Annotated in this window: 26 protein-coding genes and 1 pseudogene; 11 read left to right on the top strand and 16 right to left on the bottom strand. The window is 64.3% G+C overall.

Going from position 1 to position 23817, the window contains the following annotated elements:
* Window positions 1–133: 133 nt before the first annotated feature.
* Together O7A05_RS32045 and O7A05_RS32050 are read right to left on the bottom strand one after the other, a co-directional pair.
* Window positions 134–340, bottom strand: a complete 207-nt coding sequence (locus tag O7A05_RS32045; protein WP_337097332.1) for a tautomerase family protein — start codon at window positions 338–340, stop codon at window positions 134–136.
* A 28-nt stretch (window positions 341–368) separates the two neighbouring features.
* Entirely contained in the window at window positions 369–1289 is a 921-nt protein-coding gene (locus O7A05_RS32050) for an SMP-30/gluconolactonase/LRE family protein (protein ID WP_337097333.1), read from the bottom strand.
* A 291-nt stretch (window positions 1290–1580) separates the two neighbouring features.
* On the opposite strand from O7A05_RS32050, the gene O7A05_RS32055 reads away from it, so the two are divergent.
* Window positions 1581–1745, top strand: a complete 165-nt coding sequence (locus tag O7A05_RS32055) for a hypothetical protein (RefSeq protein WP_224584863.1) — start codon at window positions 1581–1583, stop codon at window positions 1743–1745.
* 177 nt (window positions 1746–1922) lie between these two features.
* Here the strand turns inward: O7A05_RS32055 and O7A05_RS32060 are convergent, their stop codons facing one another.
* From O7A05_RS32060 to ccmA, 4 genes are all read right to left on the bottom strand, one after another.
* A complete protein-coding gene (locus tag O7A05_RS32060) occupies window positions 1923–2495 on the bottom strand; it encodes a DsbE family thiol:disulfide interchange protein (RefSeq protein ID WP_337097334.1) in 573 nt (190 codons plus the stop codon).
* Window positions 2492–2659, bottom strand: a complete 168-nt coding sequence (gene ccmD / locus O7A05_RS32065; protein WP_040996332.1) for a heme exporter protein CcmD — start codon at window positions 2657–2659, stop codon at window positions 2492–2494. The genes O7A05_RS32060 and ccmD overlap by 4 nt, the downstream gene beginning before the upstream one ends.
* A 117-nt stretch (window positions 2660–2776) precedes the next feature.
* On the bottom strand, window positions 2777–3442 hold the full coding sequence (gene ccmB, locus O7A05_RS32070) for a heme exporter protein CcmB (protein ID WP_337097336.1): 666 nt from the start codon (window positions 3440–3442) through the stop codon (window positions 2777–2779).
* Between the two features lie 187 nt (window positions 3443–3629).
* Complete coding sequence (ccmA, locus tag O7A05_RS32075) at window positions 3630–4238, bottom strand: heme ABC exporter ATP-binding protein CcmA (RefSeq protein WP_337097337.1); 609 nt, start codon at window positions 4236–4238, stop codon at window positions 3630–3632.
* Window positions 4239–4521: 283 nt separating this feature from the next.
* Here ccmA and acnA point away from each other — a divergent pair, with 283 nt between their 5' ends.
* A complete protein-coding gene (acnA, locus tag O7A05_RS32080; protein ID WP_337097338.1) occupies window positions 4522–7212 on the top strand; it encodes an aconitate hydratase AcnA in 2691 nt (896 codons plus the stop codon).
* Window positions 7213–7371: 159 nt separating this feature from the next.
* On the opposite strand, the pseudogene O7A05_RS32085 reads toward acnA, so the two are convergent.
* Window positions 7372–8047: pseudogene (locus O7A05_RS32085) on the bottom strand (ceramidase domain-containing protein).
* A gap of 186 nt (window positions 8048–8233) precedes the next feature.
* Here O7A05_RS32085 and O7A05_RS32090 point away from each other — a divergent pair.
* Complete coding sequence (locus O7A05_RS32090) at window positions 8234–9022, top strand: DUF1223 domain-containing protein (protein WP_337097340.1); 789 nt, start codon at window positions 8234–8236, stop codon at window positions 9020–9022.
* A gap of 591 nt (window positions 9023–9613) precedes the next feature.
* Window positions 9614–10000 (top strand): DUF2794 domain-containing protein, encoded by a 387-nt coding sequence (locus tag O7A05_RS32095; protein WP_224517957.1) that lies wholly within the window; start codon window positions 9614–9616, stop codon window positions 9998–10000.
* Between the two features lie 92 nt (window positions 10001–10092).
* Here the strand turns inward: O7A05_RS32095 and O7A05_RS32100 are convergent, their stop codons facing one another.
* The 4 genes from O7A05_RS32100 to O7A05_RS32115 form a co-directional block, all read right to left on the bottom strand.
* A complete protein-coding gene (locus O7A05_RS32100) occupies window positions 10093–10683 on the bottom strand; it encodes a GNAT family N-acetyltransferase (RefSeq protein ID WP_337097341.1) in 591 nt (196 codons plus the stop codon).
* 117 nt (window positions 10684–10800) lie between these two features.
* Window positions 10801–11541, bottom strand: coding sequence for a Bax inhibitor-1/YccA family protein (locus O7A05_RS32105; protein WP_337097342.1), 741 nt, complete (start codon window positions 11539–11541; stop codon window positions 10801–10803).
* 238 nt (window positions 11542–11779) lie between these two features.
* The gene (locus O7A05_RS32110) at window positions 11780–14320 is read right to left on the bottom strand and encodes an ABC transporter permease (protein WP_337097343.1); all 2541 of its coding nucleotides are present in this window, start codon (window positions 14318–14320) and stop codon (window positions 11780–11782) included.
* Window positions 14320–15018, bottom strand: coding sequence for an ABC transporter ATP-binding protein (locus O7A05_RS32115; RefSeq protein WP_337097345.1), 699 nt, complete (start codon window positions 15016–15018; stop codon window positions 14320–14322). The genes O7A05_RS32110 and O7A05_RS32115 overlap by 1 nt, the downstream gene beginning before the upstream one ends.
* An 82-nt stretch (window positions 15019–15100) precedes the next feature.
* Between O7A05_RS32115 and O7A05_RS32120 the strand changes: the two genes are divergently transcribed.
* Window positions 15101–15745, top strand: a complete 645-nt coding sequence (locus O7A05_RS32120) for an arylesterase (RefSeq protein WP_337097346.1) — start codon at window positions 15101–15103, stop codon at window positions 15743–15745.
* Window positions 15746–15896: 151 nt separating this feature from the next.
* A complete protein-coding gene (gene thpR / locus O7A05_RS32125; RefSeq protein WP_337097347.1) occupies window positions 15897–16490 on the top strand; it encodes an RNA 2',3'-cyclic phosphodiesterase in 594 nt (197 codons plus the stop codon).
* On the opposite strand, the gene O7A05_RS32130 is transcribed toward thpR, so the two are convergent.
* On the bottom strand, window positions 16397–16912 hold the full coding sequence (locus tag O7A05_RS32130) for a low molecular weight protein-tyrosine-phosphatase (RefSeq protein WP_337097348.1): 516 nt from the start codon (window positions 16910–16912) through the stop codon (window positions 16397–16399). The two genes, thpR and O7A05_RS32130, sit on opposite strands and share 94 nt — an antisense overlap.
* 49 nt (window positions 16913–16961) lie before the next feature.
* Here O7A05_RS32130 and O7A05_RS32135 point away from each other — a divergent pair, with 49 nt between their 5' ends.
* The 3 genes from O7A05_RS32135 to O7A05_RS32145 all read left to right on the top strand — a co-directional run bounded on the left by O7A05_RS32135 (window position 16962) and on the right by O7A05_RS32145 (window position 18450).
* Window positions 16962–17255: a 4a-hydroxytetrahydrobiopterin dehydratase gene (locus tag O7A05_RS32135; RefSeq protein WP_337097349.1), complete on the top strand. Its 294-nt coding sequence runs from the start codon at window positions 16962–16964 to the stop codon at window positions 17253–17255.
* Window positions 17256–17339: 84 nt separating this feature from the next.
* Window positions 17340–17702, top strand: a complete 363-nt coding sequence (locus tag O7A05_RS32140) for a YkvA family protein (RefSeq protein WP_337097350.1) — start codon at window positions 17340–17342, stop codon at window positions 17700–17702.
* Window positions 17703–17943: 241 nt separating this feature from the next.
* Complete coding sequence (locus O7A05_RS32145; RefSeq protein WP_337097351.1) at window positions 17944–18450, top strand: invasion associated locus B family protein; 507 nt, start codon at window positions 17944–17946, stop codon at window positions 18448–18450.
* Between the two features lie 37 nt (window positions 18451–18487).
* Here the strand turns inward: O7A05_RS32145 and O7A05_RS32150 are convergent, their stop codons facing one another.
* From O7A05_RS32150 to O7A05_RS32160, 3 genes are all read right to left on the bottom strand, one after another.
* Window positions 18488–18913, bottom strand: coding sequence for a hypothetical protein (locus O7A05_RS32150; protein ID WP_337097352.1), 426 nt, complete (start codon window positions 18911–18913; stop codon window positions 18488–18490).
* Window positions 18910–20262, bottom strand: coding sequence for a chloride channel protein (locus O7A05_RS32155; RefSeq protein WP_337097353.1), 1353 nt, complete (start codon window positions 20260–20262; stop codon window positions 18910–18912). Before O7A05_RS32155 ends, O7A05_RS32150 begins: the two co-directional genes overlap by 4 nt.
* Before the next feature lie 168 nt (window positions 20263–20430).
* Complete coding sequence (locus O7A05_RS32160) at window positions 20431–20730, bottom strand: hypothetical protein (RefSeq protein ID WP_337097354.1); 300 nt, start codon at window positions 20728–20730, stop codon at window positions 20431–20433.
* A 375-nt stretch (window positions 20731–21105) separates the two neighbouring features.
* Here O7A05_RS32160 and rlmN point away from each other — a divergent pair, with 375 nt between their 5' ends.
* Entirely contained in the window at window positions 21106–22338 is a 1233-nt protein-coding gene (gene rlmN / locus O7A05_RS32165) for a dual-specificity RNA methyltransferase RlmN (RefSeq protein ID WP_337097355.1), read from the top strand.
* Entirely contained in the window at window positions 22335–22802 is a 468-nt protein-coding gene (locus O7A05_RS32170; protein ID WP_337097357.1) for a hypothetical protein, read from the top strand. Before rlmN ends, O7A05_RS32170 begins: the two co-directional genes overlap by 4 nt.
* A 24-nt stretch (window positions 22803–22826) precedes the next feature.
* On the opposite strand, the gene O7A05_RS32175 is transcribed toward O7A05_RS32170, so the two are convergent.
* Entirely contained in the window at window positions 22827–23468 is a 642-nt protein-coding gene (locus tag O7A05_RS32175; protein ID WP_337097358.1) for a LysE family translocator, read from the bottom strand.
* Between the last annotated feature and the right edge of the window lie 349 nt (window positions 23469–23817).

Consider the following 23817-nt stretch of genomic DNA (forward strand, 5'->3'; position numbering starts at 1 on the left):
TCCGGCCTGAGGCCACACCGCCACCCTCAATTCCACCCCAAAGCCAAAACGGAGCGAGACCTCGCGACCAAATCGCTCCGCGAGCCTGTCCTCGCTAACTGCGCAACAGGCCCACAAGGGGAGAAGGAGGAAGCTACCCCTTCCTCCGCGTCTCGACATCGGTCTTGCCGACATACCAGTCGCGGGCATTGACCTCCTCGAACACCACCCAGACGTCCTCATTGCTGAGCCCGGTGGCGTCCATGATGGCCGCGGTCACTTTCTTGGCGATGTCAGCCTTCTTGCCGGCCGGATCGGCGGCGATCACTTCCTTGACGATGCGGATGTTGACGAACGGCATTTTTCTCTCCCGCTGATATGCCTCGCTATCAATAGGTCTTGGCCCCGTTCACCATCAGCCGCACCATGTAGAGCGAGGTGGTGCCGGCGATGTAGAGACAGTTGAGCTTGTTGCCGCCGAACACGCAGTTGGCGGTCACCTCCGGTACCTTGACCTTGCCGATCAGCGTGCCGTCGGGGTCGTAGCAATGGATGCCGTCGGCAGCACTTGTCCAGATGCGGCCGTCCGAATCGAGCCGGAACCCGTCGAACAGGCCGGCGGTGCAGTCGGCGAACACCTTGCCGCCCGAAACCTTCTTGCCGTGCTTGCCGACGTTGAAGACGCGCATATGCGCAGGATTCTTCTCGCCATGTGTGCGGCCCGTGTCGACAACATAGAGCAGGCTTTCATCCAGCGAGAAGGCGAGCCCGTTCGGCCGCACCATATCGGTGATGACGGCCTCGACATCGCCCGTCTCCGGATCGACGCGATAGACGTTGCAGGCGCCGATCTCGCTTTCGGCCTTGTCGCCCTCATAGTCGGTGTCGATGCCGTAGCTCGGATCGGTGAACCAGATCGAGTTGTCGGAGCGCACCACCACATCATTGGGCGAGTTGAGCCGCTTGCCTTTCCATTTCTCGGCGATAGTGGTGACCGAGCCGTCATGCTCGGTGCGGCTGACCCGGCGGCCGGAATGCTCGCAGGTTATCAGCCGGCCCTGCCGGTCGACCGTGTTGCCGTTGGAATTGCCGGACGGCTGCCGGAACACGCTAACGCTGCCGTCGGTCTCGTCATAGCGCAGCATACGGTTGTTCGGGATGTCGGACCAGACGACGTAGCGGCCGGCGGCGAACCAGGCCGGCCCTTCCGCCCACCGGCATCCGGTGAACAGCTTTTCCACCCGCGCGCTGCCGTTGAACAGGCGCGCGAAGCGCGGATCGAGAACTTCGTAATAGTCAGCGGCCGCCATCAATTTCCTCCCGGCATCAGGTGACGGGCGATCAAGCCAGCCTGAAGGCGATCTGGCAAGACGGCAGGCCCGCAATTTGTATGACAAAACGGATGAGAACTGCGTGAAGCGGCCGGTCTCGCGTGCCACGCTGGGCGCATAGGCTGTTAGCCCGCGGTTAACCGGCTATGCGCTGGCTGCAATGGTGCATTGCAACATCTTTCTTTTGCGGCGCACCGTTCCTATGTCATGCTCATAATCGTCAGGGAGGAACAACCGGCCGCGCCAATGCGGCATGAAAGGAACCCTGTCATGTTTGACAATCTTGTCTCCCGCGCCCGCGCCAGCATGGCCAAGCGCCGCCATTACAACCGCCTCGTCGCGGAAATCGAGAACCTGTCCAGCCGCGATCTCGCCGATCTGCGCGCCGACCGTTCCGAGATGCTCTACCAGATCCACAAGCAGATCTACGGCTGAGCCTTTTCCGGTCGAGGGGAATTCCCTCTCCCGGATTGCCAACCGAATTGCGAAGAGCAATTCGGGGTAATCCGACCTCTCCCCGAGGGGAGAGGAGCAGGTAAGCGCCAGCGCCAACCTCTTCTCCCTCGGGGAGAAGGTGGCCGCGAAGCGGCCGGATGAGGGGGCGCCGCCGCATCAACCCGGCGCCGCCAGCGCCTTCTCGATCTGCGGCAACAGCAGGTCCCGCGCCGACTCCGGCGTCAGCGGCCCGACATGCTTGTAGGCAATCTTGCCGTCCTTGCCGACGACGAAGGTCTCCGGCACGCCATAGACGCCCCAGTCGATCGCCGCGCGTCCGGCCGGATCGACGCCGATCGCCTGATACGGATTGCCGAGATTGCCAAGAAAGCGGCGGGCGTTTTCCGGTTGGTCCTTGTAGTTCAGCGCGGCGAGCGTGAAGCGCTTGTCCTGCGACAGGCCGAGAAGCACCGGATGCTCTTCCCGGCACGGCGCGCACCAGGACGCGAACACGTTGACCAGCGTCACCTTGCCGGCAAAGTCTTTTGACGCGAGCCCCGGCAGGCTCGTCCCTTCGAGCGGCGGCAAGTCGGTCTGCGGCGCCGGCAGGCCGATCAGCGCCGAGGGGATTTCCGAGGCGTCGCGGCCCGAGAGCAGTTGCGACAGGAACAGCCCCGCCAACCCCAGGAATACCAAGAGCGGCAGAAGCACGAACAGGCGGCGGCGCGGCGCTTCGGTTTCGAGGCTCATGGCTTGACAGCCTTGTCGGAACGCCGCCGCACCCCGGCCGCTTCCAGCGCCGCAAGCTCGCGTTTGCGCGCCCGCTGGTCGAGCAGGATCCAGCCGATCAGCCCGGCGAGCACGACGGCGGTAATGGCGTAGGCGGCAGTGACGAACAGGGCGTGCGCGCTCATAGCGACCGCTCACTGCTCGTAGCCATGTCAACCGTTCCGATCATGTCTTTCCATAACCCCGCACCGGCCGGTCCGCAATTTGCCGCGGTGCCGCAGTGAAGGAACGTCCTCGTCGCCTCAATCCGTCCCGTGCCGCAGCGCCAGCGCCGCCGCCAGTGGACCGAGCACCGCAAGAAACAGCGTCAGCGCGGCAAGAATGAGGAAAGGCTGCAGGAACGGCGCCGGATCGGCCACCGCGCCATAGCTTGCCGAAACGCCGAAGATCAGCACCGGAATGGTGAGCGGCAGCACCAGCACCGAGATGAGCAGTCCGCCGCGCGGCAGCGCCACCGCCACCGCGGCGCCCGCCGCGCCGATGAAAGTGATGGCTGGCGTGCCGACGAGCAAGGTGAGCGCCGTGGCGCCGATGCCCAGCGGCTCCATATTCATGAACAGGCCGAGCAGAGGTGCCGCGACCACCAGCGGCAGCACGCTGCCGGTCCAATGCGCCAGGCATTTCGTCAACACCGTAAGCGCCAGCAAGTGGCGGTCGCTGTTCAGCACCAGCAGATCCAGCGAGCCGTCCTCGCGGTCGGCCTGGAACAGGCGGTCCAGCCCGAGCAGGCAGGCGAGCAAAGCGGCGATCCACAGGATCGCCGGGCCGATGCGCGACAACAGGTTGAGGTCGGGGCCGACACCGAAGGGGATGGTGACGATGACCGCGAGGAAGAAGATGACCCCGATCAAGGCCCCGCCGCCAGCGCGGATGGAGAGGCGGATATCGCGTAGGAAGAGGGCTAGCATGATTTGGGATGCCTGCGCCCAGGCCCCCCTCTCTGGCCTGCCGGCCATCTCCCCCTCTGAGGGGGAGATTGGATGTCACCCCGCCCTTCGCCAATCTCCAGCGCGGCAAGGCGGCTGAACTGCTGATCTCCCCCCCTGAGGGGGAGATGCCCGGCAGGGCAGAGGGAGGGGCCGTAGGGCACCGACATCAATGACCTACCCTCATTTGCAGCTCGCGCGCGCCCTCCAACCCCAGCGGCAGATGCGTTGCCGCCACCACGATCCCTCCATCGCGCAGATGCCCCCGCATCAGCCCCGCGAACCGCTCCTCCGAGGCCTTGTCCAACCCGGCAGTCGGCTCGTCGAGCAGCCAGACCGGCCGCCGGCTGACCAGGAGCTTGGCGATTGAGGCGCGCCGCCTCTGTCCGGTCGACAGATAGCCGAAGGGCAGATGTCCGAGACCGCCGAGCGCCACCGTCTCCAGCGCCTCTTCGACGACCAGTCCGGGCTCCCCCTGAAACGCCCGCCAGAAGCCGAGATTCTCCTCGACGCTGAGTGCCGTCTTCATTGCGTTGAGATGGCCGAGATAATGCGAGGCGGAGGCGACTGTCGGGAAAGCCTCGCCGCCACCTTCGATAAGCACCTTTCCCCGGGCGGCCGGCAGTAGCCCGGCGACGACCCTCAGCAGCGTCGATTTGCCCGCGCCGTTCGGCCCGGTGACGATAAGCGCCTCGCCCTTTTCCAGCGCGAAGCCGATGTTGGAAAAGACCGTCTCACCGCCGCGCTCACCGCCTAGATTTTCGGCGATCAGCCGCATTTTTGCCCGTCCCGAAAGCACCGTTCCGCGGCCGTTTCCGGCTCACGCAAAATCGTCTTTCGACTGTCTAGAACTATTCCGGGAAATTCTCTATATGCGGTTCATCCGTGCCAGCGGTCGGCGCGGGATCAGAATTAGCGCCGAACCAGCGCACGCGCCGCCTTGAACGGCTCGGGTTGCTTGGGAGCGGACAGCGGAAATGGCCGTACCCGCACCTTTGCGCGTGATTGCATGCCAACGGCGTCCGTTCCCTTTCAGGCTGAACAGACAAGGACGGATCGCCGTGACGAAATCCCTCGACAGTTTCAATTGCCGCCGCACCCTGACCGCAGGTGGCGCGGACTATGTTTATTTCGACCTCGCTGAGGCCGAAAAGAACGGCCTCACCGGCATCGCCCGGTTGCCCTATTCGATGAAGGTGCTGCTGGAGAATCTCCTGCGCAATGAGGACGGCCGCTCGGTCACCAGGGAATCGATCCAGGCAGTCGCCGCCTGGCTGACCGACAAGGGCACCGCCGGCGTCGAGATCGCCTATCGCCCGGCCCGCGTGCTGATGCAGGACTTCACCGGTGTTCCGGCCGTGGTCGATCTCGCGGCCATGCGCGACGGCATCAAGGCGCTCGGCGGCGATCCGGAAAAGATCAATCCGCTGGTGCCGGTCGACCTCGTCATCGACCACTCCGTCATCGTCGATGAGTTCGGCACGCCGATGGCCTTCGCCCGCAATGTCGAGCTCGAATATGAGCGCAACGAAGAGCGCTACAAATTCCTGAAATGGGGCCAGCAGGCCTTCCGCAACTTCCGCGTCGTGCCGCCCGGCACCGGCATCTGCCACCAGGTCAATCTCGAATATCTCGGCCAGGTCGTGTGGACCAATTCGGAAGACGGCGAGACAACCGCCTATCCGGACACTTGCGTCGGCACCGATTCGCACACCACCATGATCAACGGCCTCGGCGTTTTGGGCTGGGGCGTCGGCGGCATCGAGGCCGAGGCCGCGATGCTCGGCCAGCCTGTCTCCATGCTTTTGCCCGAGGTCATCGGCTTCCGCCTCACCGGCAGGCTCAAGGAAGGCGTCACCGCCACCGACCTGGTGCTCACCGTCACCCAGATGCTGCGCAAGAAGGGTGTCGTCGGCAAGTTCGTCGAGTTCTTCGGCCCCGGCCTTTCCAACATGACGCTGGCAGATCGGGCAACCATCGGCAACATGGCGCCGGAATATGGCGCCACCTGCGGCTTCTTCCCGGTCGATTCGGAAACCATCCGCTATCTGACCATGTCCGGCCGCGAGGAGAACCGCATCGCGCTGGTCGAAGCCTATTCGAAGGCGCAGGGCATGTGGCGCGATGCAGGCTCGGCCGATCCGGTCTTCACCGACCTGCTCGAGCTCGATCTGGGCGACGTCGTGCCGTCGATGGCCGGCCCGAAGCGCCCGGAAGGCCGCGTCGCCCTGCAGGACATCCCCGCCGGCTTCGCCAAGGCGATGGAGACCGAATACAAGAAGGCCGCCGAGATTTCCAAGCGCTACGCCGTCGAAGGCACCGATTACGATCTTGGCCATGGCGACGTCGTCATCGCAGCCATCACCTCCTGCACCAACACCTCTAACCCGAGCGTGCTGATCGGCGCCGGCCTGCTGGCCCGCAACGCCAACCGCCGCGGCCTGAAGCAGAAGCCGTGGGTGAAAACCTCGCTCGCTCCCGGCAGCCAGGTGGTGGCCGAATATCTCGAAAAGTCCGGCCTGCAGAAGGAGCTCGACCAGATCGGCTTCAACCTGGTCGGCTTCGGCTGCACCACCTGCATCGGCAATTCCGGCCCGCTGCCGGCGCCGATCTCGAAGACCATCAACGACAAGGGCCTGATCGCCGCGGCCGTGCTTTCCGGCAACCGCAACTTCGAAGGCCGCGTCTCTCCGGACGTGCAGGCGAACTACCTCGCCTCGCCGCCGCTGGTGGTGGCGCATGCGCTGGCCGGAACGGTGACCAGGGACCTCACCACCGAGCCGCTCGGCGAAGGCAGCGACGGCAAGCCGGTCTATCTCAAGGACATCTGGCCGACCTCGGCCGAGATCCAGGAGTTCATCGAGAAGAACGTCACCCGCGAGCTGTTCGCCCGCAAATATGCCGACGTCTTCAAGGGCGACGCCTACTGGCAGAAGGTCAAGGCGCCGGAAGGCCAGACCTATGCCTGGGACGATCACTCGACCTATGTGCAGAACCCGCCCTATTTCGCCGGCATGGGCCGCGCCTTCGGCAAGGTCGGCGACATCAAGGGAGCGCGCGTGCTCGGTCTCTTCGGCGACAAGATCACCACCGACCACATCTCGCCGGCTGGCTCGATCAAGGCCGCTTCGCCGGCCGGCAAGTACCTCACCGAGCATGGGGTCGGCGTCGCCGACTTCAACCAGTACGGCACGCGGCGCGGCAATCATGAGGTGATGATGCGCGGCACCTTCGCCAACATCCGCATCCGCAACCATATGCTGGGCGAGAACGGCCGCGAAGGCGGCTACACGATCCACTATCCTTCGAAGGAGGAGATGTCGATCTACGACGCCGCGATGGAATACAAGAAGGAGGGCGTGCCGCTGGTGATCTTCGCCGGCGTCGAGTACGGCAACGGCTCCTCGCGCGACTGGGCGGCCAAGGGAACGAATCTCCTTGGTGTCCGCGCGGTCATCGCCCAGTCCTTCGAGCGCATCCACCGCTCCAACCTGGTCGGCATGGGCGTCATCCCCTTCGTCTTTGAGGAGGGCACCTCATGGGCTTCCCTCAATCTCAAGGGCGACGAGCTGGTCGAGATCGACGGGCTGGACACGATCAAGCCGCGCCAGAAGATGGTCGCCAAGGTGACCTTCGGCGACGGCACGGTGAAGAACGTGCCGATCATCTGCCGCATCGATACGCTCGATGAGCTCGACTACTTCAAGAACGGCGGCATCCTGCAGTACGTGCTGCGGGATTTGGCTGCTTGAGAAGGGAATAAGGGAGTAGGGCAGTAAGGGAGTAGGGAAGGATATTCCTACTGCCCTACTGCCCTACTGCCCTACTGCCCTACTGCCCTACTGCCCTACTGCCCTACTGCCCTACTGCCCTACTGCCCTACTGCCCTACTGCCCTACTGCCCTACTGCCCTACTGCCCTACTGCCTTCGCTTTCCCAAACCTCGCCGTCGCCGCCAGCAGCACCGCCAGCATCAGGCCGTTGAAGACGTGCCAGAGGAAGTGCGTGCCGAGCGGGAAGCTGGCGCAGACCAGCGGGTCGATCATGCGGCAGATGACGGAGACGACGAAGATCGCTGATCCGGTCAGATTATACCAGCCGGCCCGGTTGCCGGTGGCCGCCACCCACGCCCCGAAGAAGGCGAGCGCCAGGAAGGGCGGCAGGTAGCCCGTCGTGCCATTCGAGGCCTGGCGCAGCGAATCCGGCACGGGCATAGGTGATCAGGCCGGCAACGATATAGAAGGCGACGAAGACGAGGATCGCCTTGCTCCAGTCCATGCCCAGGAAACGCCGCAGGTTGAACAGCGTATAGGCCAGTGTGAAGCCGGCGATCGGCAGGATGTCGGCCCAGATCGTGCCTTTGCTGGCGAAGGTGTGGAACAAGGTCGAGCCGATGCCGATTGCCACCACCCACCAGGCCAGCATTTCGGCGAAGGTGCCGGTCTTGTAGCGCCGCACCTGCCAGACACCCCACAGTCCCGCGGCAATGAAAGCCAGATTGGTCAAAGCATTGGCCGGCTCCGCCCAAAGTCCAGGCCCCGTCCGTTCGCAATAGAGATCGACGGGGGTCAGGAGAGTTTGCCACATGGTGAGGATGCTGCCCCCCGAATCGAACCGCGCCTTGAAATGCAATCGCCCCTCCTATTGCGCGCTTACCTGCGGCTGCAACAGCAAAAATTTCACCGCAACGTGACTTCCCGTTGACTGGCGCTTCTGCCACATATTTTAGCAATCAGAACAAGGCCGGCGTCACCGGCGGGAATTGGAAAAGTCATGGCGTTTCGAGGACGATTGCGGCTTGCGGCAGTAGCGCTGGCCCTTACGGCGTTGGGCGGCGTGGCCCTGGCAGCCGAGCCTGAGAAGGCCGTGACCGGCAAGCTTCAGACCGACAAGCCCCTGGGCGTGGTCGAACTGTTCACCAGCCAAGCCTGCAGTTCCTGTCCGCCGGCCGACGAGTTCTTCGCCGAGCTCGCCGGCAAGGATGATATCATCGCCCTCGCTTACCACGTCAATTACTGGGACTATCTCGGCTGGCAGGACACGCTGAGCAACAAGGAGAACACCGAGCGCCAATATGACTATATGCGCGCTTTCGGCAGCCGCTCGGTCTACACGCCGCAAGCCGTCATCAATGGCCGCAGCCATGTCAACGGCGCCAGCCGCAAGGATGTCGACGGCGCCTTGGCCCGGATGGACAGGACCGGCGAGGGCATGCGGGTTGGCATCAAGGTGAGTCGCACCAGCGACCGCGTCATGATCGACGCGGGCGATGCCGGCAACGGCCCGACCGACGCCCATGTGGTGATCGTCTACTTCGACCCGCCGCAGATGGTGAAGATCGGCCAGGGCGAGAACAGCGGCCGCAGCCTGACCTACTGGAACGCCGTTTCCGACATCCAGACCGCCGGCATGTGGCACGGCAAGGCGCAGCGTTACGAACTGCCGATGACCGAGATCGCCAAGAAGGGCGGCTGCGCGGTGCTGCTGCAGTCGGTCGGCAAGGACGGCATGCCCGGCCCGATCCTCGGCGCCGCCTTCATCCACAAGCCGGATCGGCTTTAGCGGGGCACCCTCTCGCTTCTCCCCTTGTGGGAAAAGGTGGATCGGCGCGCAGCGCGGAGACGGATGAGGGGTGTTCCAGCTTGGTGGACGTTCGCGACCGGCGCCGCACCGTGGCCATATCCATCAGTGCCGCATGCCTTCCAGCACCCCTCATCCGGCCGCTTCGCGTCCACCTTCTCCCGCAAGGGGAGAAGGAAAATAAAAAACCGGCGTCAGCTTGCTTCTGACGCCGGTCGTTTAGGTTTTGGGATCGTCGCACCTGATTTTTCCAAGGAAAAACCGAGGTTGGTTCGATCCGACGCTGACCCGTGGGCGGGGGGCTTGGGGTTTACGAGCCGGTGCCGGACCGAACCGTCTCAGGCAACGCCGGTAAATTCGTCGGACATTGGGGCATGAGCGCGGATTATTTGTGGCGAAAATGTGGCGGAGCATCACCAATTCCAACATATGTTTCCCAAACGTGACTGGACGTTTTGGAAACCGCGCGACCGCCCGCACTCAGATGGCCGCGGCAATCCCATCGCGCCCTTGCAATTCCGCCGTGAAAGCGCGAACCTTGGCCGGCGCATGATTCAATCGAAGGATCGAGGCATGACCGATCACAGCAGCGGGACGGAGGATGGGGAAGCATCCGGAATATTGATCCCGTTGCATGAGGCGCGCAACGCCCGCCTCGACCAGCCGGTGCGATTCGACCGGCGCGAGCTCGACCAGATCCTGAGGCTTTACGGACGCATGGTGGCGGCCAATGAATGGCGCGACTATGCGATCGACCATCTCACGGATCGCGCTGTCTTTTCCGTCTTCCGCCGGGCCAGCGAAGTGCCGCTGTTCCAGATCGTCAAGGACCCGAAGCTGGCGCGCCGCCAAGGCGCTTTCGCCGTCATCGCCGCAGGTGGCCGCATCCTCAAACGCGGCCAGGAACTCGGCCGCGTGCTCGGCGTGTTCGATGCCAAGCTGAAGCTCGTCGAGGCGTGAAGGAAGAAGGGGAATTGAGGAAATGAAGAACTGAAGAACTGAGGAAAAGAGGACTGCAGCTCAGTCAGGCCTCAGCCCCTTTTCCTCAATTCTCAATTCTTCAATTCTTCATTTCCTCTTGAGCCCCGGAACCTCCGTTCCGGCAGCGAATCCGGATCCGGCGGCAGCGCCGCGCCGCCATTCAGCGGCAGCTGCATGAACACCGTGTCCAGCCAGCGTCCGTGCTTGTAGCCGGAGCCTTCCAGGCGGCCGGAATGGCGGAAGCCGAGCTTCTCGTGCAGTCGCACCGAAGCGCTGTCGGCGTGGCCGTCGCCGATCACCGCGATGATCTGGCGGAAGCCCGCCGCCCGCGCCGTCTCGATCAGCGCCTGCATCAGCAGCGAGCCCACGCCCTGCCCCTTGGCCTCGGGCGCGACATAGACCGAATCCTCGATGACGAATCGGTAGGCGGGGCGCGGCCGGAACGGCCCGGCATAGGCATAGCCGAGCACGTCGCCGTTCTTCTCGGCCACGAGATAGGGAAAACCGCCCGCCGACAGAGCGTCGAACCGGTTGCCCATTTCGGCGCGGCTGGGCGGCTCCAGCTCGTAGCTTGCCGTGCCATGCGCGACCGCATCGGCATAGATTTCGGTGATTCGGTCGAGGTCGGCCGCGGTGGCAGGTCTGATCGCAATGGTGCTCATAATTTGTGCAGTTATCTTCCCTGCCTCGATAACAGCAAAGGACTGCGCAAAAAGAAAGGGCGGCCGTTGGGCCGCCCTTCGCAAAGTCTATGGTCCAGTAAGACCGGGCAACTGCCCTTAGCGGCGGTCGCCCATGAACTGCAGCAGGAACATGAACAGGTTGATGAAGTCGAGATAGAGGCGCAGCGCGCCCATGATCGCCTTGCGGCCGGCAACGTCGGCGACGTCGCCCTCGAAATACATCTCCTTGATCTTCTGCGTGTCGTAGGCGGTCAGGCCCGCGAAGACCAGCACGCCGATCGCCGAGATGGCGAAGGCGAGCGCCGAGGACTGCAGGAAGATGTTGATCAGCATCGCGATCAGCAGGCCGATCACGCCCATGATCAGGAACGAGCCGAACGCCGACAGATCGCGCCTGGTCGTGTAGCCATAGAGCGACAGGCCGCCGAAGGCCGCAGCCGTGGCGAAGAAGGTCTGGGTGATGCTGGTGCCGGTGTAGACGAGGAAGATCGTCGACAGCGACAGGCCGACAAGGCCGGCATAGACCCAGAACGTGGTCTGCGCCGCCACCACGCTCATCGACTGGATGCGGAACGACAGGAACATTACGGCTGCGAGCGGCGCCAGGATAACGACCCAGCGGAACGCGCTTGCATAGATGAGCTGGCCGAAGGCGGTCAGCTGGCCGTCGCCCGTGACGGCGAGCTGGAAGGCGCCCCAGGCGGCAAGGCCGGTGATCAAAAGGCCAAGCCCCATGAGGTTATAGACTTTGATCATATAGGCGCGCAGGCCCTGATCGATATCGACGCGCGCGCCGGGGGCGGCGGACGTCTGGTAGTTGCGAATGGGATCAGCCATTGGAAATCCTCTGTTGCTTCTGCCCCGTCCGGTGACAGGTCCCTCTGGATGACCGTTGAGACCAGGCGCCGCTGGCGGGGCTCCAGCATGCCTGCGCAAAATATGAGCGTTCTCGACGTCAAGAACAAGACGGTAACGAGCGGTGACGCTTTGTAAGAAAGCAAAAGGCCGATTTTCGGCCCTTCCGGCCGCCATTCTTACGAAGATTTAACCGGGCGAGCGCCCGGAAGCCCCGCGGTCAGAGGTTGCGCAGCACCGGCGCCGCCTTGTGGCCGAGCACCCGCCAGGTGCCGGCAAGGCTGATGCCGACGGTGACTGCCAGCGAAACCAGGATCGTCGCCACCGCCACTTCCGGCATGAAATGCGACGGCAGCGTCATGATATGCGCGACCACGAACCAGGCGGCGATGCCGCCGGCGGCGAGCGCGAACAGCGCGGTCGCAAGGCCGATCAACGCATATTCCAGCGAGAAGGCGGCAATCAGCGTTCGTCGCGTTGCGCCGAGCGTCTTCAGCACCACGGCGTCGTGGATGCGCGCCCGGTTGCCGGCGGCCAAAGCGCCGGACAGCACCAGCACCGAGGCGATCAGCGCCACGCCGGCGGCGGCGCGGATCGCGGTGCCCAACTGCGCGACCAGTCGGTTGACGATGTCGAGCGCGTCCTTGACGCGCACCGTCGTCACTGCCGGAAAGGCGCGGGTGACGGCGTTGAGCAGCCTGGCGTCGTCGGCAGTGGTGGCGCTTTTGTCGGTCAGCGTCGCCAGCCAGCCATGCGGCGCCCCGGCAAAGGTGTTGGGCGAGAACACCATGACGAAGTTTATGCCCATCGTCTCCCACTCAACCTGGCGGAAGTTGGCTATTCTTGCGGTGACGTTGCGGCCGAGCACGTTGACGGTCACGGTATCGCCGAGCTTCAGCCCGATCGCCTTGCCCTCCTCGTCCGAAAACGACACCAGAGGCTCGCCCGAATAATCCTGCGGCCACCACGCGCCTTCGGTCAGCGTCGCGTTGTCCGGCTGCTTCGCGTCATAGGTCAGGCCGCGGTCGCTGCGCAGCACCCAGGCGCCGTCGGCCGGGATCTTTACCTTGTCGACGTCGACGCCGTTGAGCGCCATGATGCGGCCGCGCAGCATCGGCACCTTGACGAGCGTTCCCCGCGACGACTCCTTGGCGACAAGGCCGGCGAAGGCATCGACATCGCTGCTCTGGATGTCGACGAAGAAGAAGTTTGGCGCCCGCTCCGGCAGGCTGCCGGAGATCTGCCGCCGCAGATTCCCGTCGATCAGCGCAAGCGTCACTAGAAGCGTCAGCCCGAGGCCGAGCGATAGCACCACCGAGGGCGTCAGCGCGCCCGGACGATGGATGTTGCCGAGCGCCAGCCGCAGCGACACGGAGCGAACGCGCGGGCTCTTTTTCGCCGCCCATTGCACCAGCACCGCCACCAGCCGCAGCACCACGAAGGCAAAGACCGTGGCGCCGACGAAGATCGCGGCGATGCGGTGGTCGTTGGCCGAGAGGATCGCCAGCGCCGCCAGCGCGGCGACGATCGCCAGCGCCGCACCCGCATAGGGCAGGCGCGGCAAGCCGCGGCTCTCAAATCCCATTTCGCGGAACAGCGCCGTCGCCGGCACGTCGCGGGCGCGGCCGAGCGGCAAAAGCGCGAAGGCCAGCGTCACCAGCAGGCCGAAGAGCGCGGCAAGAGCGAGCGCGCCTGGATAGAAGCCGCCTTGCGCCGGCACGGGGATGACAGATTGCAGAAGCGCGCTCGCCACGAACGGCATCGCGGCCCCCAGGATGAGCCCGAGCACAATGCCGAGGCCTGCGATCAACAGGATCTGCACCAGATAGACCGTGAAGACGAAGCCGCCCGAAGCGCCGAGGCTCTTGAAGGTCGCAATGACGCCCCGCTTGCCGTCGAGATAGGCGCGCACGGCGTTCGCCACGCCGACGCCGCCGACCACCAGCGCCGTCAGCCCGACGAGCGTCAGGAATTGCGAGAAGCGCTCGATATTGGTGGAGAGCGCGGGGGCGGCGTTGCTGCGCGTGCGGATCGACCAGCCGGCCTGCGGGAAATCCTTCGCGGCTTGAGCCTGGATATCCTTGATCCGCGCCTCGGACGTCCCGTCGGGCAGCCGCACCTTATAGGCGTTCTCGACCAAGCTGCCCGGCTGCACCAGGCCGGATGCGGCGAGGCCCTCGCGCGAAATCATCAGCCGCGGCGCGAACCCGAAACGGTCCGAGACCGCATCCGGCTCGCTGACCAGCCTCGCTCGCAACTCGAAAATGGCGCTGCCGAGCTTCAGCCTGTCGCCGATGTGAAGATTGAGCCGGTCGAACAAGAGGTCGGGCGCGGCGGCGCCGAACACGCCGGACTTTTCACTGAACAATCGCTCTTTCGGCAGCGCCGGATCGGTTTCCAGCGCGCCGTAGAGCGGATAGGCGTCGTCGACGGCCTTGGCCTCGACCAGCGCCTGGTCCGAGCCGTCCCCCAGCCGCGCCATCGAGCGCATGCCGGAGTTGAGCGAAACCGTGCCGAGGCTCCGGATGAAGCCGAGCTCGGCGTCCGAAGCGCTGCGCTGGTTGATCTGGAAGCGCAAATCGCCGCCAAGCAGCGTCTGGCCTTGGTCGGCGACGCCGGCGGAGATCGCCTGCGCCACCGAATTGACGCCGCCGATCGCCGCGACGCCCAGCGCGATACAGGCCAGGAAGATCATGAAGCCGGACAGGCCGCCGCGCATCTCGCGCAGCGAGAAGCGGATGGCGAGCTTCAATGTCCGCATCAAGCCGGCACCTTGGCAGGCATCGGCGCATCCTCGATCCGCCCCGACCGCATCGAAACCTGGCGCGCGCAACGCCCGGCAAGCGCCGGATCATGCGTGACCAGCACCAGCGTCATCCCGCGTTCCGCCGCCTTGGCGAAGAGAAGATCGGCGATCTGCTTTCCCGTCGCCTGGTCGAGATTGCCGGTCGGCTCGTCGGCGATGAGGATGCGCGGCGACGGCGCCAATGCCCGCGCGATCGCCACGCGCTGCTGCTCGCCGCCGGAAAGCTCGCCCGGATAATGCGTCACGCGGTCGCTCAGGCCGACTGCCGCGAGCTCCAGCGCGGCCACCCCGAACGGATCGGCATGGCCGGCAAGCTCGAGCGGCACCGCGACATTTTCCAGCGCCGTCATGTTGGGGATGAGATGGAAGGATTGGAACACGATACCGATGTTTCGCCCCCGAAACGAAGCTATCTGATCCTCGCTTTTGTCGTTGATCAGCTCGCCGGCGATCCGGACCGTGCCCGAATCGACCCTTTCCAGGCCGGCGAGGACCATCAGCAGCGTGGACTTGCCGGAGCCCGACGGGCCGACAATGCCGGTGGCTTGCCCGGCCGCCACGTCGAGACTGACGTTCTTCAGCACGTGGACGGAGGACGCGCCCTCGCCGAGCGTCAGCGATACATCCCTCAGCGCGATGACGGCTTCTGTCACAATGAAAGTGCCCTATATGTGGAAAAAGGAGACGATCCGTGTCTCCTTCCTTGCGTTGTTTCGGTCATATGGGGCTCGCCGCATGGCATTCAAACACCGTTTTGCCGCAGCCCTCATCCTTTTCCTCATCCTTTGCGGCGCCATTTCGCCGGTGCGCGCCGCCACCTTCACCATCGTCGGCTTCGGCGACAGCCTGATGGCGGGTTTCAGCCTTGGCCCCGGCCAGGGTTTCACGGACAGGCTGCAGGCGGCACTGAAGGCGAAGGGCCTCGATGTCGCCGTCGCCAATGCCGGCGTGTCGGGCGACACGTCGAGCGGCGGGCTGGCGCGGCTCGACTGGTCGGTGCCGGACGGCACAAGACTGGTGATCCTCGAGCTCGGCGCCAACGACATGCTGCGCGGTGTCTCACCCGACATCGCCGAGAAGAACCTCGACGCCATGCTCGGCAAGCTGAAGCAACGCAACATTCCGGTGCTTCTGGCCGGCATGCGCGCCGCGCCCAATCTCGGCGCCGACTACCAGAAGGCCTTCGACGCCATTTATCCGCGGCTTGCCGAAAAATACGGTATCCCGCTCTATCCGTTCTTTCTCGACGGCGTCGCCGGCCAACCCGACCGCCAGCTGGAAGACGGCCTGCATCCCAATCCCAAGGGAGTCGATGTCATGGTCGAGCGCATCCTTCCCGTGGTCGAGAAGGCGATCGCCGACAATGGCGGACCCTCATGAGAAGTGGACCGTCATGGGGGCGGGCCGCCGTGAGTCCGGAACGCCACGCTTTCCGCTGGGGAAACCTTGTGGATAACAAACCGCTTGCCCCGCGCTTATATCGATGATTCGCTAGGGCCGAGAGTTTCGATTCGAGGACAGGAGGCTTCACATGCCACGTCTTTTCACCGCCCTCGAAATTCCGCGTGATGCCGCACTCTCTTTGTCCCTGCTCCGCGGCGGGCTGCCCGGAGCGCGCTGGATCGATGTCGAAAACTACCATCTGACGCTGCGCTTCATCGGCGATGTCGAGGGCCATGTCGCCGACGAGATCGCCAACGCCCTCGACAGGATTGACCGCCCCTCTTTCCAGATGACGCTCTCCGGCGTCGGCGCCTTCGGCGGCAAGAAGCCGCATGCAGTGTGGGCCGGCGTGTCGGCCTCGCCGGACCTGACGGCGCTGCAGGGCGAGATCGACCGCATCTGCCAGCGGCTCGGCCTGCCGGCCGATCCGCGCAAGTTCTCGCCGCATGTGACCCTGGCGCGCCTGCGCAATGGGAGCCCGCTTGACGTCGCGCAATATCTTTCGGCGCGCGGCAATTTCGCGGCATTGCCCTTCCGTGTCGGCCGTTTCGTCCTGATGTCGTCGCGTGATTCGGTCGGCGGCGGCCCCTACATCGTCGAGGAGGCCTGGCCGCTGGTCGCTGAAACGCTGGCCTCGAGCCGCTTCGCCAGCGCCTCCGACGCCTCGCGGATCATGCGGTAGACCGAAGCGAAAGCCTCGGCGCCGTCATAATAGGGATCGGGGACGTCCGCGGCCTTTCCCGTGGCAAAATCCAGATAGAGATGGATGCGGTCGTGCGCGGGCTGCGGCGCCAGCGCCTTGAGGTCGCGCACATTCGCCCGGTCCATGCCGAGGATCAGGTCGAAGCGCATAAAATCCTCCGGCAGCACCTTGCGCGCCCTCTGCCCTGAAATGTCGACATCATGCTTTGCGGCCACCGCGATCGAGCGCCGGTCCGGTCCTTCGCCGGCGTGCCAGCCGCCGGTCCCGGCCGAATCAATCACCAGACCCTGGTCTTTGCCTTGCTCAGTCAGGACGTCGCGGAACACGCCCTCGGCCATCGGCGAGCGGCAGATGTTGCCAAGGCAGACAAACAGAATGGATTTTATGGGCTTTGCGCTCATCGATCCGGCGCTATGGTTGGATCACCTCCGAATAGCACAGGGACCGGACATGAACAGGGAAAAACTCAGCAAGGAAGCGATCGTCGCCGCGCTTGCGGAACTCGACGGCTGGTCGCTTGCCGCCGACGGCGCTTCGATCAAGCGCAGCTTCGTCTTCAAGAACTTCTCCGAGGCCTTCGCCTTCATGACCCGCGTGGCGCTGGCGGCCGAAAAGATGGACCACCACCCGGATTGGTCGAACGTCTACAAGACCGTCGATGTGACGCTGAACACGCACGACGCCGGCGGCGTGACTGCGCTGGATATAGAATTGGCAAAGCGGATGAACCGGTATTTCGGCTAAACTCTTGTAGCAGCCCCCCGCTTTCACCACATTTTCCCGCGGCGGGCCGGTGCAACGATGGGCGCGGCCGCCAAGGAGCGACTGATGACGCAACGTACCGGTTTCGATTTCTTCGGCTTCGGCGACAAGCTCGCCGGCGAAGGCGAGGTCCGCGAAAAATTCTGGCGCACCGCCAAGAAGGCGGCGCGGCAGATTCCGTTCATGGACGAAGTTGTTGCCGCCTATTACTGCGCCATGGACAGGGACACGCCGCTGCGCACCAAGGCGACCCTGCTCGGCGCGCTCGGCTATTTCGTCCTGCCGTTCGATTTCATTCCCGATTTCGTCGTCGGCCTCGGCTACACCGACGACCTCGCCGTGCTGACTGCCGCGATCACCGCCGTCAGCGCCCACATCACGCCTGCCCACAGGCAGGCTGCCAGGGACGCGCTGGCCGACAAGGGCTGACTTACGCCCGCAATCAGCCCGTTCGAAAAGACAAACTCTTGCCGTTTTCGTGGCCTCCAACTCCGCGCCGGGACAACGCGCCGACAACCACAGGCGGCGGCGCGATGGTGGCGGTTTCCTGGGGTGAGCTCCTTTTCTTCGAGGACAATTCACCGTTTGGTAACCCTGATTAAATCAAAATGAAGCGACGGCAGGACGCCACGCGGCCCGCCTCCGCACTATTTGGAATACGGGAAGAACGATGCGCGGATTGATTGCTACAATTTCCGGCCTGGTCCTGGCGGCCAGCTTCGCGGTGCCGGCGCTGGCACAGCAGGCGACGAAGATCGGCCAGCACAATGCCTGGGGCACCTACAGCTATCAGTCGAAGGCAGGCAAGGTCTGCTATGTGCTCACCGTGCCCACAGACAAGCAGCCCCCGTCGCTCGATCACGGCGACATGTTCTTCTTCGTCAGCCAGCGTCCGGGACAGCAGGTCTCCTACGAGCCGCAGTTCATCGCCGGCTACAATTTCCAGGAAGGTTCCAAGGCCACCGTCACCATCGACAAAAAGTCCTTCTCGATGTTCACCCGCGGCAAGTCGGCCTGGGTCGAGAACGCCGCCGAAGAGCCGGTGCTGATCGCCGCCATGAAGACCGGCTCCGACATGAAGGTGCAGGCCAAGTCCGGCCGCGGCAATCCCACCTCCTACGTCTTCTCGCTGAAAGGCATCTCGGCCGCGCTGGCCTCCATCGCCAAGTGCAAATAGGCGAACCGGACCTGCAGCTGAAAATGATGTCGCGCCCCTATCGGGCGTCCGGCATTTTCAGTGTCAACGACCAGTCTCTGGCTGCGACCTCGATGGTGTCGTCGCGAAAATAGAATAGGAAGTGGCGGGAATCTGGGCTGTCGGGCGACAAGATATCCCAATCGCCATCGCTGACGGCCCTGTCGTCCCCGATTACCTCGTAGAACTCCCCCCATTTCGGAGCCTGACCGCTGTAGAGGCCTTTGCCCGCGAACCATGAATGGTCGTTCGTGGCATCCCATCGGAAGCGACTGCAGCCGAAAAAGCTAAGCGTTGCCATTTCTCCGCGGCGGGCATTGTGGGCCCATGGGTTGAGCATAAAGGAAAGCTCCACCGTATTTGCCTGCACACGTAGCTCAACGTCGGGAGCATTCGGCTCAGCATTCCAGTCCGGGTTCAGATGCCGAAATGACAACGCGCTCATGGACCGGTCCCCGGCACGATCTCCGCGCGCCGCCGCCGGATCGCTTCGGCGATGAAGACGCGCGACAACGCATGGTAGAGCGGTTCGTTGGAGATGAGCCTCGCCGTGCCGTAGCCCAGCATCGCCGCGCACATCAGCGCGATCACATTGTCGTGGTTGCCGGTCATTTCGAGGATGATGACGAAAGCCGTCATCGGCGCCTGCACGACACCGGCGAAATAGCCGGCCATGCCGAGCAGCGCCGCAGTTCCCGTGGCCGTGCCGAAGACCAGGCCGAGCGTGCTGCCGAGGCCGGCACCCACCGCCAGCGACGGCGCGAAGAGGCCTCCGGGAATGCCCGACACCATCGACAGCAGGCCGGCTGCGAATTTCTCGACGAAGAAGAAAGCCGGCAGCGGTGTGCCTTCGATCGCGCCGCGCGCCTGCACATAGCCGGTGCCGAAGGTCGATCCTCCGGAGGCGATGCCGATCGCGGCCACGGCCAGGCCGCAGACCGCCGCCACGGCCAGCGTGCGCGGCAGCGGCTGCAGCGTGTTCCAGCGCCGGATGCGGCGCATGACTTTCAGCGCCGAGAGCGAGAACAGCGCGCCGACACCACCGCCGATGACACCGCAGGCGAGCACCAGCGGCCAGTCCGTGGCGAAGGCGACCGTGTCCCTGGCGACGCCGAAATAGGTGTAGTTGCCGAGCAGCCCAAGCGAGGCGAGGCCGGCCAGGATCACCGCGGTCAGCACCAGGCCGTTGGTGCGCGCCTCATAGGCCCGGCCCATTTCCTCGATGGCGAAGACGATGCCGGCAAGCGGCGTGTTGAAGGCGGCGGCGATGCCGGCGGCGGAGCCTGCCAGGATCAGGCCCCGCGCCTGCGCCATGCCGCCCCAGCGCGCCGCCTGCAGCATCAGCGAAGCGCCGACCTGCACCGTCGGGCCTTCGCGGCCGATCGAGGCGCCGCAGGCGAGGCCGACGATGCTGAGCGCGATCTTGCCCACCACCAGCCTGAGCGACAGGATGCGGCTGCGATCGTCCTCGTCGCGCAGATGCCGGGCCGCGATCGCCTGCGGAATGCCGCTGCCTTGCGACCCCGGAAAGAAGGAATGCGCAAGCCAGGCGCAAAGGACGAAACCGAGCGGCGTCACGACCAGGGGCAGATAGAAGCGCCAGCCGCCGTCATTGCCGGTCATGACGTGGAACAGGGGCTGCGCGCGGTCTGCGAGCAGAGCGAACAGAACGCTGATCAGACCGATCGAGATGGCGCCAGCCCAGAAGACGAGGCGCGGTTGCCAGACGCGCCGTGACACCCACATGGCGTGTGAACGCCGCAACATGCGGTATTTTCGCGATATGCCGGCCATGACCGTCCTCTTGATGGTTACCCGCCCTAGCACACTCGCCGCTGATCAACCGGCGAGAACGAGCCAACGCTATGCCAGTAAAATCGAGGAAAGCTGCTCAAGAAGACGTTACAGGATACCCGCCAGCGTACCGGCCGGCGGGTAGGCTGGCACGCAGCATCGGCGAGGTCACATCGCCATTTTTTCACATTCGGCCTGGGCCTTCTTGGTCGACGTGTCGATCATGTAGGCCTTGCCCTTGGCGTCGGTGATTATCATCATGCAATGCTTGATCGGCTTGGCCATCTTCATCATCTCGGCGCTCATCTTGGCGTCCGGCATCATGGTGCCCATGTGGCCGTCCGGCATGATCGCGGTGACCTGGCCGCCCTTCATCATCGTCATGGCGCCCATCGTATCTTCGGCAAAGGCTTGCGAGGCGCAAAGACCGGCGAGGCCGGCAATGAGTGCGAACTTGATCGAGTGCATCTGAACAACTCCCATTGTTGAGGGGCATGGTCGCCCTCTTCCGGTTCGCCGGCGCAGCTCGAATGGTTACGTCAACACGAATATGTGATCGAGTTTCAGATGGCGGCAGCCGGCCGCGTTCCGCCACAGGTCCAGGCAGGCGTCAAAATGTGTTGACCTCCGTGCCAGTCGAAATAGCTATCGCTTCGCATCGGTCGAGACATAAAGTGATCCGGTGCGGTGGGGGTCCGGGCCGACTGGGCCGCACGACATCGACGCCGCCTTGGGAGAAGGAAAGCCCGGGCGCATGACTCCGGCGCCGAGCTGTGCTATGCGCCGCGCTTCCTGTGCGGCCGATGCTGAAATCGGCCGCAAATCGCTTATATTGGCGCCACCATGACCGTTTCGCTTGATCTTACCGCCGAAGGCGCACGTGACGCCTTGCGCCGCGCAGCACCGGCCGAGAAGCCGTCGCTGATCGGCCTGACCCGCGCCGAGCTCGGCGAGGCTCTTGTCGGCGCCGGCATCGTGCCCGAGCGCCAGGCCAGGATGCGCGCTCAGCAGCTCTGGCACTGGATGTATGTGCGCGGCGTTTCCGATTTCGCGCATATGTTCAACATCTCCAAGGAATTGCGCGCCGAACTCGACAAGCATTTTACCGTCGCCCGGCCCGAGATCGTCGAGGAGCAGATCTCTTCCGACGGCACGCGCAAATGGCTGTTCCGCTTTCCGCCGCGCGGCGCCGGGCGTTCCGTCGAGATCGAGACCGTCTATATCCCCGAGGAAGGCCGCGGCACGCTCTGCATCTCCTCCCAGGTCGGCTGCACGCTGACCTGCTCCTTCTGCCACACCGGCACGCAGAAGCTGGTGCGCAACCTCACCGCCGAGGAGATCCTGGCGCAGCTGCTCACCGCGCGCGACCGCCTCGGCGACTTCCCCGACCGCGACACGCCGGATGGCGCCATTGTGCCGGCCGAGGGTCGCAAGGTGTCCAACATCGTCATGATGGGCATGGGCGAGCCGCTCTATAATTTCGAGGCGGTGAAGAAGGCGCTGCTGATCGCCTCCGACGGCGACGGGCTTTCCTTGTCAAAAAGGCGCATCACGCTGTCGACATCCGGCGTGGTGCCGGAAATCTTCCGCACCGGTGAAGAGATCGGCGTGATGCTGGCGATCTCGCTGCACGCCACCAATGACGACCTGCGCGACCTGCTGGTGCCGATCAACAAGAAGTTCCCGCTGAAGGAGCTGATCGCCGCCTGCAAGGCCTATCCAGGCCTCTCCAATGCCAAGCGCATCACCTTCGAATATGTGATGCTGAAGGACGTCAACGATTCCCTCGAAGACGCCAAGGCGCTGGTGAAGCTCTTGAAGGGCATTCCGGCCAAGATCAACCTCATCCCGTTCAACCCCTGGCCGGGCACGAATTACCAGTGCTCGGACTGGGAGACGATCGAAAAGTTTGCCGACTACATAAACAATGCCGGCTACGCCTCGCCGATCCGCACGCCGCGCGGTCGCGACATCCTCGCCGCCTGCGGCCAGCTGAAGTCGGAGTCCGAACGCATGCGCAAGGTCGACCGGCTGGCGCTCGAAGCCATGATGATCGCGGGGCACGGCGAGGCGTGAGGCGAATCATCGCCTATCTCGTCCGCTTCGCCGTCATCCTGGTCGGCTATGTCGTCGGCTCGCTGGCGGCAAGCGCCTTCCTCAATGCGCTTTTCCTCGGCTATTTCGGTTATCCCCTGGAGCCGGGGCACCCGACGATCGCGCCGGCGCTTTATTTCTCGGTGCCTTTCGTGGCGCTGTTCGTCGCCTATTTCGCCTTCATGCCGGCGGCGGTCGTCATTTTGATCGCCGAGGTGCTCGGACGCCGCGACTGGCTGTTTTACGCGCTGGGCGGCGCCGTGATCGCCCTCGTCTTCCTCGGCTTCGTGCATAGTGTAGGCGATGCCGATTTCGATGTCACCGCGACCAACGCCAGTCTGGCCGTAATCGGTGCCGGCATGGTTGGCGGCATCTTCTACTGGCTCTCCGCCGGCCGCTGGGCCGGAAGCTGGCGGCGTGAGGCGCTGCCCGACCTGGAGGCCTGACCCGCGCCTTGCAAGCGCGAGGGTCTACTTCGCCTGCGCCGTCAGGATCTTGAGCGCGAAGGCCGAGAACACGCCGCCGAACAGGTAGTCGACCACGCGCGTGACGCGCGGGCTTGCCTTCATCGCCGCCGAGAACTTCTCCGCCGCCAGCACCATCGGCGCCGTCACCGGGATCGACAGCACGATGAACATCACGCCGAGGAAGAACAGCTTTCCGGACGCGTTCGGATCGTGCGCGGAGACGAATTGCGGCAGGAAGGTCATGAAGAACAGGATGATCTTCGGGTTGAGCAAGTTGACGCCGAGCCCGGCCGCCCAGCTGCGGAACAGCGAGACCTGCGGTCCCGTCCTCTTCTCCGGCGAAAAGGCCGAGCCCTTGGTGAGCGCCTGCCAGGCCAGGAACACCAGATAGCCGGCGCCGAATATCTTCAAGACGAAGAAGGCCATCGGCGAAGCGACGATCAGCGCCGAGATGCCAACCACCACCAGCGTGGTGTGGATCAGCGTACCGCAGAGCGCGCCGGCCATCGAGGCGAAGCCGGTGGCGCGGCCCTGGCTCAGCGTGCGCGAGACGAAAAGCGTCATGTCCGGTCCCGGCGTGATCGCCAGGATGATGGTGGCGATGGCGAACTGGATGAGGGTCGAAGTGTCGGGAATGAAGGACATGGAGGGCCCGGTATCGTGATGGTTTGCGAGTTTATAACGCGGCTGCCCCAGTCGCGCCAGCCGCGCCAAATCTCCCCCTTGATGGAGAGATGGCCGCGAAGCAGCCAGAGGGGTCGTCTCACATAGGGCGCCGACGCTCTTTCTTGTCGCGCAGGGCGTCGGCGCTTCACGCGCGATGACCCCCTCTGTCGCCTTCCGGCGACATCTCCCCCTCGAGGGCACATGCGCTAAGATAGCTTTGGCATGGCTTGAAACTTGCGCTTTCGTGGTGGCTCGCGCCAACGATGTCGCAAGGCATGGAGATTCTGGCGCAGGGTTGCCAAGGGCGGCTGAGTAAAGATGGCTGCGA

The sequence above is a fragment of the Mesorhizobium argentiipisi (SeqCode) genome (assembly GCF_037179585.1).
Taxonomy (GTDB): domain Bacteria; phylum Pseudomonadota; class Alphaproteobacteria; order Rhizobiales; family Rhizobiaceae; genus Mesorhizobium; species Mesorhizobium argentiipisi.

Bases quoted from the DNA above. Each gene is read 5' to 3' on its own strand.
- O7A05_RS32120 (WP_337097346.1), top strand. From the start codon at position 15,101: ATGGCATTCAAACACCGTTTTGCCGCAGCCCTCATCCTTTTCCTCATC.
- O7A05_RS32160 (WP_337097354.1), bottom strand. From the start codon at position 20,730: ATGCACTCGATCAAGTTCGCACTCATTGCCGGCCTCGCCGGTCTTTGC.
- O7A05_RS32105 (WP_337097342.1), bottom strand. From the start codon at position 11,541: ATGGCTGATCCCATTCGCAACTACCAGACGTCCGCCGCCCCCGGCGCG.
- O7A05_RS32150 (WP_337097352.1), bottom strand. From the start codon at position 18,913: ATGAGCGCGTTGTCATTTCGGCATCTGAACCCGGACTGGAATGCTGAG.
- O7A05_RS32130 (WP_337097348.1), bottom strand. From the start codon at position 16,912: ATGAGCGCAAAGCCCATAAAATCCATTCTGTTTGTCTGCCTTGGCAAC.
- ccmB (WP_337097336.1), bottom strand. From the start codon at position 3,442: ATGCTAGCCCTCTTCCTACGCGATATCCGCCTCTCCATCCGCGCTGGC.
- O7A05_RS32090 (WP_337097340.1), top strand. From the start codon at position 8,234: ATGGCGTTTCGAGGACGATTGCGGCTTGCGGCAGTAGCGCTGGCCCTT.
- O7A05_RS32135 (WP_337097349.1), top strand. From the start codon at position 16,962: ATGAACAGGGAAAAACTCAGCAAGGAAGCGATCGTCGCCGCGCTTGCG.
- O7A05_RS32050 (WP_337097333.1), bottom strand. From the start codon at position 1,289: ATGGCGGCCGCTGACTATTACGAAGTTCTCGATCCGCGCTTCGCGCGC.
- O7A05_RS32100 (WP_337097341.1), bottom strand. From the start codon at position 10,683: ATGAGCACCATTGCGATCAGACCTGCCACCGCGGCCGACCTCGACCGA.
- O7A05_RS32045 (WP_337097332.1), bottom strand. From the start codon at position 340: ATGCCGTTCGTCAACATCCGCATCGTCAAGGAAGTGATCGCCGCCGAT.
- ccmA (WP_337097337.1), bottom strand. From the start codon at position 4,238: ATGCGGCTGATCGCCGAAAATCTAGGCGGTGAGCGCGGCGGTGAGACG.
- O7A05_RS32140 (WP_337097350.1), top strand. From the start codon at position 17,340: ATGACGCAACGTACCGGTTTCGATTTCTTCGGCTTCGGCGACAAGCTC.
- ccmD (WP_040996332.1), bottom strand. From the start codon at position 2,659: ATGAGCGCGCACGCCCTGTTCGTCACTGCCGCCTACGCCATTACCGCC.
- O7A05_RS32110 (WP_337097343.1), bottom strand. From the start codon at position 14,320: ATGCGGACATTGAAGCTCGCCATCCGCTTCTCGCTGCGCGAGATGCGC.
- O7A05_RS32055 (WP_224584863.1), top strand. From the start codon at position 1,581: ATGTTTGACAATCTTGTCTCCCGCGCCCGCGCCAGCATGGCCAAGCGC.
- rlmN (WP_337097355.1), top strand. From the start codon at position 21,106: ATGACCGTTTCGCTTGATCTTACCGCCGAAGGCGCACGTGACGCCTTG.
- thpR (WP_337097347.1), top strand. From the start codon at position 15,897: ATGCCACGTCTTTTCACCGCCCTCGAAATTCCGCGTGATGCCGCACTC.
- O7A05_RS32060 (WP_337097334.1), bottom strand. From the start codon at position 2,495: ATGAGCCTCGAAACCGAAGCGCCGCGCCGCCGCCTGTTCGTGCTTCTG.
- O7A05_RS32175 (WP_337097358.1), bottom strand. From the start codon at position 23,468: ATGTCCTTCATTCCCGACACTTCGACCCTCATCCAGTTCGCCATCGCC.
- O7A05_RS32095 (WP_224517957.1), top strand. From the start codon at position 9,614: ATGACCGATCACAGCAGCGGGACGGAGGATGGGGAAGCATCCGGAATA.
- O7A05_RS32145 (WP_337097351.1), top strand. From the start codon at position 17,944: ATGCGCGGATTGATTGCTACAATTTCCGGCCTGGTCCTGGCGGCCAGC.
- O7A05_RS32155 (WP_337097353.1), bottom strand. From the start codon at position 20,262: ATGGCCGGCATATCGCGAAAATACCGCATGTTGCGGCGTTCACACGCC.